Below are 13,578 nucleotides of genomic sequence, written 5' to 3' on the forward strand. Positions count from 1 at the left end.
TTTTACGGGTTATCCGATGACCGTCTTGACGGAAAGGGCGCGAGGGAATATCAGCTGCACTTATCCCGTGGTGATTTGAGCCGGCCGGCTTGCAGCCACGTTAAATAAGTCGCTAAACAGGCCGGGGACAGTGTGATCCCGGCTTGTGGAGGTTTCTCCAGGCCGGTTTTTTTGTGGCCAGTTTCCGAGGGAAATGGCCACTTCGGAGGTCACATGTCTGAATCCAAGTCTTCTGAATCCAAGTCTACTGCCCACTTCCGTCCTGAAACCCGCCTCGTCCATGGCGGCACGCTCCGCTCGCAATTCGGGGAGACGTCGGAAGGGCTGTTCCTCACCCAGGGCTATGTCTACGACACCGCCGAGCAATGCGAGGCGCGCTTCAAGGGCCAGGATCCCGGCTTCATCTATTCGCGCTATTCCAACCCGACCATTGCGATGTTCGAGCGCCGCATGATCGAGCTCGAGGGCGCGGAAGCCGCGCGCTCGACCGCGACCGGCATGGCCGCGGTGACCACCGCGATCCTCGCACCGCTGAAGGCCGGCGATCACGTGGTGGCATCGAAGGCGCTGTTCGGCTCCTGCCTCTACGTCGTGCAGGACCTGTTGCCGCGCTACGGCATCGAGACGACGCTGGTCGACGGGCTCGATCTCGACCAGTGGCAGCGCGCATTGCGGCCGAACACCAAGACCTTCTTCCTCGAGAGCCCGACCAATCCGACGCTCGACGTGCTCGACATCGGTGCGATCGCAGAGATCGCGCATAGCGGCGGCGCACGGCTGATCGTCGACAATGTGTTCGCGACGCCGATCTGGCAGAGCCCGCTGTCGCTCGGCGCCGACGTCGTGGTCTATTCGGCGACCAAGCATATCGACGGCCAGGGCCGCTGCCTCGGCGGCGTCATCCTGTCGTCGGAAGCTTTCATCGCCGAGCACATCCACAATTTCATGCGCCAGACCGGCCCGTCGCTGTCGCCGTTCAACGCCTGGGTGCTGTTGAAGGGACTCGAGACGCTCGGCATCCGCGTCCGCGCGCAGACCGAGAACGCGGCGAAGATCGCCGAGGCGCTGGCCAACCATCCGAAGATCACACGGCTGGCCTATCCCGGCCGCCCCGATCATCCGCAGGCCGACACGGTGAAGAAGCAGATGGGCGCCGGATCGACGCTGGTCGGCTTCGAGGTGAAGGACGGCAAGGCCGGCGCCTTCCGTTGCCTCAACGCGCTGAAGATCTCGCGCATCTCCAACAATCTCGGCGATGCCAAGAGCCTGGTGACGCATCCCGCGACCACGACGCATCAGCGCCTGGCGCCGGAGGCCCGCGCCGAGCTCGGCATCAGCGAAGGCTTCATTCGCTTCTCGGCCGGGCTCGAACATCCCGACGATTTGATCGAGGATTTTGAGCGCGCGCTGGAGCAGGTTTGAGGCCGGCGTAGAAACCCCAAAGCGAACTGAGCTCCCTCTCCCGCTTGCGGGGGAGGGTCGGGGTGGGGGCTCTTTCCGCGAGTCACATCGTGGAGAGAGCCCCCACCCGCCGCGCTCCGGCGCGCAAGAGCGCTGCCGAGCGCGTCGGCCTACCCCGCATGCGGGAGAGGCGAAGCAAGAGAGCCTTACGTCGCAGCCGTCGTCACGCCGCCGTCGACCACGATGGTCTGGCCGGTCATGAAGGTCGAGGCATCGGAAGCGAGATAGGCCACCGCGCCCGCGATCTCGTCGGGCTCGCCGATGCGCCGGAGCGGTGTCGATGCGGTGCGGCGCTTCAGATTGTCCGGATCCTCCCACAGCGCGCGGGCGAAATCGGTCTTCACCAGACCCGGCGCCACGCAGTTGACGCGCACGCCCTTCGGGCCCCATTCGCCGGCGAGGCTGCGGCACAGCGCGAAGTCGGCCGCCTTGGAGATGCCGTAAGCGCCGATCACCGTAGAACCACGAAGTCCGCCGATCGAAGAGATGATCACGACCGAGCCCTTGCCGCGTTCCGCCATCTGCGGGATCGCCAACGCGGAAAGCCAGATGTTGCTCTTGACGTTCGAGCCCATGATCTTGTCGAAGGCCTCGTCCGTGATGTCGAGCAGCGGACCGTAATAGGGATTCACCGCAGCGTTGCAGACCAGGATGTCGATCTTGCCGTAGTGCTTGATCGTGCCGGAGATCAGCCCCTCGACCTCCGCGCGGCGCGCGATGTTGCAGGGGATGACGAGCGCGTCACCGCCCTCTTTCTTGATGCCGTCGGCGACCTCCTGGCAGGCATCCGCCTTGCGCGAGGAGATCACGACCTTGGCGCCGAGTTTTGCCAGCAGCTCCGCCGAGGAGCGGCCGATGCCGCGGCTCGAACCGGTCACGACTGCGACCTGGCCGGTGAGATCGAACGGGGTGTTTTTCATTGTTGTTGCCTCCCTGAGGTTCACACGTCATTCCGGGGCCCGACACAGTCGCGAACCCGGAATCCAGAAGTTGTGGCGCGAGATTCCGGGTTCTCGCTTCGCGAGCCCCGGAATGACGGCGGCAACTACGCCAACAGCCCGCCGCCCTCGCTGACGCGCCGGAGGTGGTAGTCGGTATCACCGAGCGTGTTCTCGATCATGGTCAGCCGCTTGAAGTAGTGGCCGATCTTGGCTTCCATGGTCATGCCGATGCCGCCATGAAGCTGGATCGACTGCTGGCCGACGAACTTCAGGGACTTGCCGACCTGCACCTTGGCGGCCGCGACCGCGGACGAGCGTTCCTTGGCATCGCTGAAGTCCGACGCCATGGTCGCGAACATCGACATGCTGCGGGCCTGCTCCAGCGCCACGAACATGTCGGCGGCGCGGTGCTGCAGGCTCTGGAACGAGCCGATCGCCACACCGAACTGCTTGCGGGTCTTGATGTACTCGACGGTCTCCTTCAGCGACTCGTCCATCGCGCCGACGGCTTCCGCGCACAGCGCAATGCGCGCTTCGTCCGCCACGCGCTCGATCAGGGGCAGGCCGTTCTCGGGATCGCCGATCGCAGCATCCGCACCGACCTCGACATTGGTGAAGGTGATGTCGGCCGCGTGCAGGCCGTCCTGGGTGGGATAGCCCTTCCTGGTGACGCCCTTGGCGTCCGCCGGAACCAGGAACACGCCGACGCCGGACTTGTCGCGCTGACCGCCCTTGGTGCGCGCGGTCACGATCAGCGTCTCGGCGTTCTCGCCGTTCAGCACGACGAACTTCTCGCCGTCGATCACCCAACCGTCGCCCTTCTTCTTGGCCGTGGTCACGACGTCGAACAGGTCGTAGCGCGAGTTCTTCTCGAGCTGCGCAAAACCGAAGGTCTTGCTGCCGTCGATGATGCCGGGGATGTACTTGGCCTTCTGCTCGGCCGAGCCGCCATGGCGCAGGAAGCCGCCGGCGACCACGACGGTGGCGAGATAGGGCTCGACCACCAGTGACTTGCCGAGCGCTTCCATCACGATCATGGTCTCGACCGCGCCGGCGCCGAAGCCGCCGTCGGTCTCGGCGAAGGGCAGACCAAGCAGACCCTGCTCGGCGAGCTTGCCCCAGAGCGCTTTGCTCCAGCCGCCCTTCTCCTTCATGTACTTCTTGCGCGCATCGAAGTCGTAGGCATCCGCCAGCAAACCGTCGACGCTTTCCTTGAGAAGCCGCTGCTCCTCGGACAGATCAAAATCCATGTTCGTTCCCTATTGTCAAAGTGCTGATGCTATCCGCGGCGTCATTCCGGGATGGCCCGAAGGGCCAGGCCCGGAATCCATACTCACGATGGTGGTTATGGCTTCCGGGCTCTTTGCTACGCGAAGCCCCGGAATGACGATAATGGTGAGGCCTACAGCCCCAGCACCGCCTTGCTGATGATGTTGCGCTGGATCTCGTTGGAGCCGCCGTAGATCGAGACCTTGCGGTTGTTGAAGTAGCTCGGCGCGATCTGCGCGGTCCAATCCATGCTCTCGTTCGAGCCGGCATCGCCGTGCTCGTCATAGGGCGCGGCGAACGGACCGATGATCTCCATCAGCAGCTCGGTGGTGGTCTGCTGGATTTCCGAGCCCTTGATCTTGAGCACCGAAGAAGCCGGATTCGGCTTGCCCTTGCCGTGCTTGCCTTCGTCGGCGACGACGCGGAGCTGGGTCAGCTCGAGCGCCTTCAGCTCGATCTCACAGGCTGTGAGCTTCTCACGGAACGCCGGATCCTCGATCACCGGACGGCCGCCGGACTCGACCTTGGAGGCCAGCGCGCGGATGCGGCGCAGCCGCTCCTTCGAGACGCCGACCCGGGCGATGCCGGTACGCTCATTGCCGAGCAGGAATTTGGCGTAATCCCAGCCCTTGTTCTCCTCGCCGATCAGGTTCTCGTAGGGCACCTCGACGTCGTCGAAGAACACCTCGTTGACCTCGTGGCCGCCGTCGATGGTCTGGATCGGGCGCACGGTGACGCCCTTCGACTTCATGCTGAAAACGATGAAGGAGATGCCCATCTGCTTCTTCGCGTTGTTGTCGGTGCGGCAGAGGCAGAAGATCATGTCGGCGTGCTGGGCGAGCGTGGTCCAGGTCTTCTGGCCGTTGATGATCCACTTGTCGCCACGGCGCTCGGCCTTGGTCTTCAGTGAGGCGAGGTCCGAACCCGAGCCCGGCTCCGAGAAGCCCTGGCACCACCAGTCGTCGACACTGGCGATGCGCGGCAGATATTCCTTCTTCTGCTTCTCGTTGCCGAAGGTGTAGATGACAGGGCCGACCATGCTGACGCCGAAGGCGAGCGGCTGCGGCGCCGGATAGGACTGCAGCTCCTCGTTGAAGATGTAGTGCTGCACGGTGGTCCAGCCGGTGCCGCCATATTCCTTCGGCCAGTGGGTGACGCCCCAGCCCTTCTTGTTGAGGATGCGCCACCAGGTGACCATCTCATCCTTCGACAGATGGCGGCCTTCCTGCAGCTTGCGCCGGGTCTCCGGCGGCACGTTGTTCTTGAAGAACTCCCGTACCTCCTCGCGAAACGCTATCTCTTCCTTGGTGAAAGCGAGATCCATCGGATCCTCCTTTTTGAAGTTCAACTTCCTCGTCATTCTCGGTGTCGTCCCGGCAAACGCCGCGACGACGGATTCATTGCACCATATCGTCCATCAAGAGCGCGATCCTGATGCGGTTTGTTGCGTGGTTTGAGATGTCTTCGGCTGCTGCTGCCGCAATTCATGGCGCGACAGCTTTCCGACCGGCGTACGCGGCAGTTCGTCGACGAACTCGACCGCCGCCGGCAATTCATGCTTGCCGACCTTGCCGGTGAGGAATGTGCGCAGCTCGTCGATCGAGAACACTTTCTCGCCGTCGCGCAGCTTGATGAAGGCCTTTGCCGCCTCGCCGCGGTAATCGTCGGGAATGCCGATCACGATCACTTCCTGCACGGCAGGATGCGTGTAGATCGCCTGCTCGATCATCTGCGGATAGACGTTGAAGCCGCCGGAGATGATCATGTCCTTCTTGCGGTCGACCAGATAGAAATAGCCGTCGGCGTCCATGTAGCCGATGTCGCCGGTCAGGAAGCGGTCGCCGACGAAGGCCTCCGCGGTCTCCGCCGGCCTGTTCCAATAGCCTTTGGTGACGTTCGGGCCGCGGATGCGGATTTCGCCGACTTCGCCGACCGGCATCACCTTGGTGGAATCCTCCAGCGACACCACGTCCATCTCGATGCCGGGCAGCATCAGCCCGATCGAGCCCGGCTTCTCCGGCCCTTCCTTGGGATGGCCGGTGCCGGGCGAGCAGGTCTCGGTCATGCCCCAGCCGCTCTTCAGCTTCATACCGACGCGGCGCTCGAAGATCTTGGCGACCTCGACCGGCAGCGGCGCGCCGCCGGAGCCGGCGACCACGAGCGAGGACAGATCGCGCTTGTCGAGGTCGGGCAGCGAGGCGATCGCGATCCACATCGTCGGCACGCCGGGAAACACCGTCGCGCGCTTGACCTCGATGTCGCGCATCACGGCCCCGACGTCGAAGCGCTGATGCAGCGAGATCAGATGGCCGCGCCGGATCACCGACAGCAGCACGACGGTCAGCGCATAGATGTGAAACAGCGGCAGCACGCAGATGACGCGCTCGATCGCGTTGCGTTCGAGCCGCCCGGGCTTGCCCCAGACGTCATAGATCGACACCGCCGCGGTGAGATTGCCGTGGCTGAGCATGGCGCCCTTGGGCAGGCCCGTGGTGCCGCCGGTATATTGCAGCAGCGCGACGTCCTCGACGTCGACGGCGGGCCATTGCGACGGCTTGACTGCGCCGTCGATGAATTGCCGGTGGGTGATGATCGCGGGATTGTCAGGCAACGCGGTCTGCGGTGTGCTGACCTTGCCCCAATTGTCATCCTCGCAAACGATCAGGCGGTCAAGCAGCCCCTTGGCGAGGAATTTCAACGCGGTCGGCAGCAGCGCCGAGAGGTTGCTGGTGACCAGCACGCGCGCGCCTGAATCGGAGAGCTTGTGCGACAGCGCGATCTCGCCGTCGAGCGGCGACAGATGCACGACGCGGGCGCCGGCCTTCAGCGCGCCGAAGAAGTTGATCGGGTGATCGGGCGAATTGCCGAGGAACAGCGCGACCGAGGTGCCCTTGCCGTAATCGGCCCGCATGAAGGCGGCGGCCGCGGTCTCGACCAACGCTTCCAGCTCGCTGTAGCTGATCTGCCGGTCGCGGAATTCGAGCACCGGACGCGTGCCGAACTCGGCGGCGGCATTCGAGAGCAGGTCCGGCAGCGTGCCGCGCGTGATCTCGTCGCTCCACTGCACGCCCTTGGGATAATATTGTTCGCCGGGATAGGTCATGGAAACGTTCAACACCTGTTAGGTGAGCAGCGGCGCGTGGGCTCCCCTCCCCCTTGTGGGGAGGGGTTGGGGAAGGGGGTTCACACGGGCAGTGCCGATGCGGCCACCCCTCTCCCTAACCCTCTCCCACAAGGGGAGAGGGAACCCGAACACCGAGTAACTGGCGCCAAGAAAGATCACGCCGCCTTCGACGTGGCGGCGAGCGAGGCGAAGGTCTTGCCTTCGTCGGCGAGCTTCTTGAGCAGCGGCGCCGGTTCGAGCGATGGATCGTTGGTCTCCTTGGCGTAGAAGGCCAGGCGATCGGCGATGTGCTTGAGGCCGACGGTGTCGGCCCAGAACATCGGGCCGCCGCGATAGATCGGCCAGCCATAGCCATAGAGCCAGACCACGTCGATGTCAGACGGACGCGCCGCGATGCCCTCGGCGAGGATCTTCGCGCCTTCGTTGATCATCGGGTACATCATCCGCTCGAGGATCTCGTCGTCGCTGACGACGCGCTTCTTGCGGCCGAGGCGCGCCAGCGTCTCGTCGATCAGCTTTTCGACCTCCGGATCGGGCAGCGCCGCGCGCGAGCCCTGCTCGTACTTGTAGTAGCCCTTGCCGGTCTTCTGGCCGAAGCGGCCGGCTTCGCACAGCGCGTCCGCGATCTCCGACTTGATGCCGCGGTCCTTGCGCGAGCGCCAGCCGATATCGAGACCGGCGAGATCGCCCATCGCGAACGGGCCCATCGGCATGCCGAACTTGGTGACGACTGCGTCGACCTGCTGCGGCAACGCGCCTTCGAACAACAGCTTCTCGGACTGCTTGCCGCGTTGCGCCAGCATGCGGTTGCCGACGAAGCCGTCGCAGACGCCGACCACGGCCGGCACCTTGGCGATCTTGCGCGCGATCGAGACGGCGGTGACCAGCGCATCCGGCGCGGTCTTGTCGGCGCGCACGATTTCGCACAGCTTCATGACGTTGGCCGGCGAGAAGAAGTGCATGCCGAGCACGTCCTGCGGGCGCTTGGTCGATTGCGCGATCTCGTCGATGTTGAGGTAGGAGGTGTTGGAGGCCAGCACCGCGCCCGGCTTGGCGTATTGGTCGAGCTTGCCGAACACTTCCTTCTTGACCGCCATGGTCTCGAACACCGCCTCGATCACGAGATCGGCGTCGCCGATGTTCTCGATGCCGACGACGCCGTTGATCAGCGCCATGCGCTTGGCCGGCGCGTCCGCCGGGATGCCGCCGCGCGCGGCGGTCGCCTCGTAGTTCTTCTGCATGATGCCGAGGCCGCGCTTGAGCTGCTCCTCGCCGGTCTCGATCAGCGTGACCGGGATGCCGGCATTGGCGAACGACATCGCGATGCCGCCGCCCATCGTGCCGGCGCCGAGGATGGCGACGCGCGCCACGTTGCGGCCCTTGGTTCCCTCGGGAACGCCGGAGATCTTGGCGGCTTCACGCTCGGCGAAGAACGCATAACGCTGCGCCTTGGACTGTTCGCCGTTCATCAGCTTGAGGAAGCCCTCGCGCTCCTTCTTCAGGCCCTCGTCGAACGGCAGGTCGATCGCGGCGCCGACGGCATCGGCGGCAGCGAACGGCGCCTCGAGGCCGCGCGACTTCTTGGTCAGCGCAGCGACGGCATTGGTGAAGATCGAACGGTCGGCCTTGGCCGCCACGAGCTTAGAGTCGTCATCGCGCAGCTTGCGCAGCGGGCGCTTCTCGGCGACCACCTTGCGCGCAAATGCCTCACCGCCCGACGCCGGACCCTCGACGATCTCCTCGATCAGGCCGGCCTTCAGCGCGGCATCGGCGCTGATCGGATCACCGCCGACGATCATCTTGACCGCGAGCTCGGGACCGACCGCGCGCGGCAGGCGCTGGGTGCCGCCGGCGCCCGGCAGCAGGCCGAGCTTCACCTCGGGCAGGCCGAGCTTGGCGTCCTTGGTGGCGACGCGATAGTGGCAGGCCAGCGCGACCTCGAGGCCGCCGCCGAGCGCGGTGCCGTGGATCGCGGCAACGATCGGCTTCGGCGAACTCTCCATCAGGCTCAGCACTTCGGCGAGACCGGGCGGCTTCGGCGGCTTGCCGAATTCGGTGATGTCGGCGCCGGCGATGAAGGTGCGGCCGGCGCAGGTCAGCACGATGCCCTGGACCTGCGCATCATCGATCGCGCTCTTGATGCAATCGAAGATGCCGCCGCGCACGGCGGCGCTCAGCGCGTTCACTGGCGGACTATTAACCGTGACGACGGCAATATTGTCATGACGTTCGAGCTTGACGACTTCACTCACCGGGACTCTCCCTGGATGCTTGTTCTTGAATTTGCGTTGAGTAGCTGCACGACTTGCGTCGAGCCGCTAGATTAGACCAATTTCGCATTGCGAAATTTAATTCCACATCTTGACACGGAGGGTTATTTTGAAGCACGAGCCTTGTCAACGAGCATGACAAGGGCAGGGAATGAAGCGCGCCAGCAAGAAAGCAGCGACCGATCGCAATTTCGTCGTCGCGCTTTCCCGCGGACTGGATGTCCTGCGTGCATTTCAACCCAATGACGGGCTGCTCGGCAATCAGGAGATTGCAGCCCGCACCAAATTACCGAAGCCAACCATTTCCCGGCTGACCTACACGCTGACCAAGCTGGGATACCTTACACCTGTACCGAAATTCGAAAAGTATCAGCTTGCACCGTCGGCGATGGCGCTCGGCTATGCCGCACTCGCCAATCTCGGCGTTCGGCATTTGTCCGAGCCGTATCGAGAGGAAGTGATGCGCGCGACCGGCGGCGCGGTCGCCGTCGGCGGCCGCGACCGTCACAGCATGATCTATTTCGGCCAGAGCCGGAACGGCCTGGCGCTCGGCGTGCAGCTCGACGTCGGCTCGCGGGTGCCGATCGCGACCACCGCGATGGGGCGTGCCTATATTTGGGCATTGCCACCCGAAGAGCGTGCGGCTCTACTACGCGAGCTGCGGGATCACTATGGCAGCCGCTGGGCCAAGATCCGCGACGGCATCGAGCGCTCCGGCGAGACGGTGGCGAAGCACGGCTTCACACTGTCCACTGGTGACTGGCAGGACGACGTCGCCGCGGCCGGCGTTGCATTGAAATTGAACGACGGAACCGGTCCTTACGCCTTCAATTGCGGCGCGCCGGCATTCCGCTTCACGGAAGATAGATTACTCAACGACATTGGACCTCGCCTTGTCGCGATGGTAAGGAACATCGAGCAGGCGCTCGGTGGAATAGCGCCGCAATCCAAAAAAGAACAAAGCAAAAAGTCTAGAGTAGGAGGGAAAGTTGCACGTTTGGCCGAGGGGATCAGATAGCCTCCATCGCGTCCGGCGAAATCCATCGCAGGGCCGCTCGCACCGCTCAGAGATGGCGGGCGAGACGAGATGACGCAGGCACAGCTCGCGCAGGGGAATGATCCCCTGCTCGCGGTTCGCGACGTCAGCGTCGTGTTCGGCGGCATCATCGCATTGAATGGCGTGTCGTTCGACATGCGCCATGGGCAGATCCTCGGCCTGATCGGACCGAACGGCGCCGGCAAGACGACGCTGTTCAATTGCCTGTCGCGGCTCTACCAGCCGTCGTCCGGCGATATCCTGATGGAAGGCAAGAGCATCCTGTCGCGGCCGCCGCACCGGATTGCCGAGATCGGCATCGGCCGCACCTTCCAGAACGTCGCGCTGTTTCCCAATCTGTCCGTGATCGACAATGTGCGCGTCGGCGCGCATGCCCGCACCTCGAGCGACATCGTCAGCGACTCGCTGCGTCTCGCCTGGGTTCGCCGCGGCGAGAACGATATGAACAAGAAGGTGCACGACATCCTCGGCTATCTCGATCTCGAGGACGTCGCCCACACCGTGGTCTCGGGACTTCCCTTCGGCACCCAGAAGCGCGTCGAACTGGCGCGCGCCTTGGCATCAGATCCGAAGATCCTGCTGCTCGACGAGCCGGCCGGCGGCCTCAATCACGAGGAAGTCTACGTGCTTGGCGACCTGATCCGCAAAATCCGCGCTGACCGTAAAATTACGGTGTTGTTGGTCGAGCATCACATGGGTCTCGTGATGTCGATCGCCGACCACGTCGTCGCGCTCAATTTCGGCCGCAAGCTGGCCGAAGGCACGCCGGCCCAGGTCCAGGCCGACCCCGACGTCATCAAGGCTTATCTGGGGAGCAAGGACCAATGACCGCGATGCTCAACGTCAAGGACCTGCGCGCCTATTACGGTCAGGTCCAGGCCCTGCACGGCCTCTCCTTCTCGCTCAACGAGGGTTCGCTGACCACCCTGCTCGGCGCCAACGGCGCCGGCAAGACCACCACGCTGCGGGCGATCTGCAACATGGTGCGTTCGACCGGCGCGATCGAGTTCGAGGGCAAGCCGATCGGCACCCGCTCCACCGAGAATGTGGTTCGCCTCGGCATCGCCCATGTGCCGCAGGGCCGCGGCACCTTCACCAACATGACGGTGGAGGAAAATCTTCAGCTTGGCGCCATCAGCCGCTCCGACAAGAACGCCATCGGCGCCGACATCGAGCGGATGTACGAACATTTCCCGGTGCTGAAGCAGCGTTACACCCAGCAGGCCGGCACGCTGTCCGGCGGCGAGCAGCAGATGCTCGCGGTGGCGCGCGCGCTGATGCTGCGGCCGCGCCTGATGCTGCTCGACGAACCGTCATTCGGCCTCGCGCCGCTGATCGTGCGCGACCTATTCCGCATCCTCGGCAAGATCAATCGCGAGGAAAAGGTGACCATCCTGGTGGTCGAGCAGAACGCGCAGCTCGCGCTCGAGCTCGCCGACCAGGCCTATGTGATCGAAACCGGACGGATCGTGATGTCGGGCAATGCCAAGGACATCGCGAACAATGAAGACGTCCGCAAATCCTATCTCGGCTACTGAGGAGCTGGCACAATGGAGCTTTTTGCCAACCAGGTCCTGGCCGGCATCGCCACGGGCGCGATCTATGCCTGCATGGCGCTCGCGGTCGTGATGATCTACCAGGCCATCGACCATTTGAATTTCGCCCAGGGCGAAATGGCGATGTTCTCGACCTTCGTGTCCTGGCAACTGATGCAATGGGGCGTGCCATATTGGGGCGCCTTCGTGCTCACCGTCGCCTTTTCGTTTGCCGCCGGCATCGTCATCGAGCGGTTGCTGTTCAAGCCGCTGGCCAAGGCCCCGATCCTGACCAACGTCGCCGGCTTCATCGCGCTGTATGCGATCATCAACTCGGTCGCCGGCCTGATCTGGGACTTCACCATCAAGCAATACCCGACGCCGTTCGGCTCCTCGCCGTTCCTCGGCAGCCAGCTGATCTCGACCCACCAGGCCGGCATGATCGGCATCACGTTGCTGATGCTGGCGCTGCTGTTCTTCTTCTTCCGCTTCACCCGGGTCGGCCTTGCGATGCGGGCAGCCGCCTCGCTGCCTGAATCGGCCCGGCTGGTCGGCATCAATACCTCCTGGATGATCGCGCTGGGCTGGGGCATGGCGTCCGCGATCGGCTCGATCGCCGGCATGATGATTGCGCCGGTGGTGTTCCTCGAGCCGAACATGATGCTCGGCGTGCTGATCTACGGATTTGCCGCAGCCGTGCTCGGCGGCCTGACCTCGCCGTTCGGCGCCGTGATGGGCGGCTTCCTGGTCGGCATCTTCGAGAACCTCGTCGGCACCTACATCCCCGGTGTCGGCAATGAGCTGAAACTTCCGATCGCGCTTGCGCTGATCATCGTCGTCCTGGTCGTTAAACCGGCAGGCCTGTTCGGCCGCGCCATCGTCAAGCGAGTTTGATCATGAGCGCCGTTGAAGAAGTCGTCACAGAAGCCCCGGCCGTCGAAGCTGTTCCGAAGCGTGCCATGACGCTGGGCTACGGCACCTCGCTCGTCGTGCTTGCCGCGCTGATCCTGATCCCGCTGTTCGTGAAGAACTTCATCATCTTCCAGATGACGATGCTTCTGATCTACGCCCTTGCGGTGATGGCGCTCAACATCCTGACCGGCGGAAGCGGCCAGTTCTCGCTCGGCCAGAGCGCGTTCTACGCCGTCGGCGCCTATACGTCGGCGATCCTGATGGAGCATGCGGGCATGAACTATGCCCTGACGCTGCCGGTCGCCGGCATCGTCTGCTTCGGCTTCGGCTTCCTGTTCGGCCAGCCGGCGCTGCGGCTATCCGGCGTCTATCTGGCGCTTGCGACCTTTGCGCTCGCCACCGCAATGCCGCAGCTGCTCAAGCTCGGCTATTTCGAGCACTGGACCGGCGGCGTGCAGGGCCTCGTGGTCACCAAGCCGGACGCCCCGTTCGGGCTGCCGATGGGGCAGGACATGTGGCTCTACTACTTCACACTGGCGGTCGGGATCGCGATCTACATCGCCTCGGTGAACCTGCTGCGCTCGCGTTCCGGCCGCGCCTTCATGGCGATCCGCGACAACGAGATCGCGGCTTCCGCGATGGGCGTCGACGTCGCGCTGTACAAGACGCTGGCGTTCGGCGTCTCGGCCGGCATCACCGGCGTTGCCGGCGGTCTCGGCGCCATCGCGGTGCAGTTCGTGGCGCCCGACGGCTACACCATCCAGCTCGCGATCTCGCTGTTCCTCGGCATGGTGGTCGGCGGCGTCGGCTGGCTGCCCGGCTCGATCGTTGGATCCGCCTTCATCATCTTCGTGCCCAACATCGCCGAAGGCATCTCGAAGGGGCTTTCCGGCGCGGTGTTCGGCGTGTTGCTGTTCCTCGTCATCTTCCTCGTGCCGCACGGCGCCAGGCAGGTTGCGATCGTTGCCCAGCAACTGGCCGCAAAGCTCAAGAAAAACTAAGAATCTTT

11 protein-coding genes and 1 riboswitch are annotated in these 13,578 nt (G+C 64.1%); of the genes, 6 read left to right on the forward strand and 5 right to left on the reverse strand.

The annotated features are described in order from the left end of the window. Nucleotides 1–57: 57 nt before the first annotated feature. Nucleotides 58–137, forward strand: a riboswitch (SAM riboswitch). A gap of 76 nt (nt 138–213) precedes the next feature. After that, nucleotides 214–1,422: an O-succinylhomoserine sulfhydrylase gene (locus tag ACE103_RS39535; protein WP_375777377.1), complete on the forward strand. Its 1,209-nt coding sequence runs from the start codon at nt 214–216 to the stop codon at nt 1,420–1,422. A 185-nt stretch (nt 1,423–1,607) separates the two neighbouring features. Here the strand turns inward: ACE103_RS39535 and ACE103_RS39540 are convergent, their stop codons facing one another. The 5 genes from ACE103_RS39540 to ACE103_RS39560 form a co-directional block, all read right to left on the reverse strand. Further along, entirely contained in the window at nt 1,608–2,381 is a 774-nt protein-coding gene (locus tag ACE103_RS39540; protein ID WP_223966001.1) for an SDR family NAD(P)-dependent oxidoreductase, read from the reverse strand. A gap of 125 nt (nt 2,382–2,506) precedes the next feature. After that, on the reverse strand, nt 2,507–3,652 hold the full coding sequence (gene pimD / locus ACE103_RS39545) for a pimeloyl-CoA dehydrogenase small subunit (protein WP_375777378.1): 1,146 nt from the start codon (nt 3,650–3,652) through the stop codon (nt 2,507–2,509). 152 nt (nt 3,653–3,804) lie between these two features. Beyond that, a complete protein-coding gene (gene pimC / locus ACE103_RS39550; RefSeq protein ID WP_195786408.1) occupies nt 3,805–4,995 on the reverse strand; it encodes a pimeloyl-CoA dehydrogenase large subunit in 1,191 nt (396 codons plus the stop codon). 93 nt (nt 4,996–5,088) lie between these two features. Then, nucleotides 5,089–6,774, reverse strand: a complete 1,686-nt coding sequence (gene pimA / locus ACE103_RS39555) for a dicarboxylate--CoA ligase PimA (RefSeq protein ID WP_375777379.1) — start codon at nt 6,772–6,774, stop codon at nt 5,089–5,091. A 176-nt stretch (nt 6,775–6,950) separates the two neighbouring features. Continuing rightward, nucleotides 6,951–9,047 carry a 3-hydroxyacyl-CoA dehydrogenase NAD-binding domain-containing protein gene (locus ACE103_RS39560; protein ID WP_375777380.1) on the reverse strand — a complete coding sequence of 699 codons (2,097 nt, stop codon included), beginning with the start codon at nt 9,045–9,047 and terminating at the stop codon, nt 6,951–6,953. Nucleotides 9,048–9,216: 169 nt separating this feature from the next. On the opposite strand from ACE103_RS39560, the gene ACE103_RS39565 reads away from it, so the two are divergent. The 5 genes from ACE103_RS39565 to ACE103_RS39585 all read left to right on the forward strand — a co-directional run bounded on the left by ACE103_RS39565 (nt 9,217) and on the right by ACE103_RS39585 (nt 13,570). Then, nucleotides 9,217–10,083, forward strand: coding sequence for an IclR family transcriptional regulator (locus ACE103_RS39565; protein ID WP_223965991.1), 867 nt, complete (start codon nt 9,217–9,219; stop codon nt 10,081–10,083). Nucleotides 10,084–10,152: 69 nt separating this feature from the next. Next, nucleotides 10,153–10,950: an ABC transporter ATP-binding protein gene (locus ACE103_RS39570; RefSeq protein WP_375777381.1), complete on the forward strand. Its 798-nt coding sequence runs from the start codon at nt 10,153–10,155 to the stop codon at nt 10,948–10,950. Beyond that, complete coding sequence (locus tag ACE103_RS39575) at nt 10,947–11,660, forward strand: ABC transporter ATP-binding protein (protein WP_092119454.1); 714 nt, start codon at nt 10,947–10,949, stop codon at nt 11,658–11,660. Before ACE103_RS39570 ends, ACE103_RS39575 begins: the two co-directional genes overlap by 4 nt. 12 nt (nt 11,661–11,672) lie before the next feature. Then, a complete protein-coding gene (locus tag ACE103_RS39580) occupies nt 11,673–12,551 on the forward strand; it encodes a branched-chain amino acid ABC transporter permease (protein ID WP_163160471.1) in 879 nt (292 codons plus the stop codon). Nucleotides 12,552–12,553: 2 nt separating this feature from the next. After that, the gene (locus ACE103_RS39585) at nt 12,554–13,570 is read left to right on the forward strand and encodes a branched-chain amino acid ABC transporter permease (protein ID WP_375777382.1); all 1,017 of its coding nucleotides are present in this window, start codon (nt 12,554–12,556) and stop codon (nt 13,568–13,570) included. Nucleotides 13,571–13,578 lie beyond the last annotated feature (8 nt).

The sequence above is a fragment of the Bradyrhizobium sp. ma5 genome, assembly GCF_042258955.1.
GTDB lineage: Bacteria > Pseudomonadota > Alphaproteobacteria > Rhizobiales > Xanthobacteraceae > Bradyrhizobium.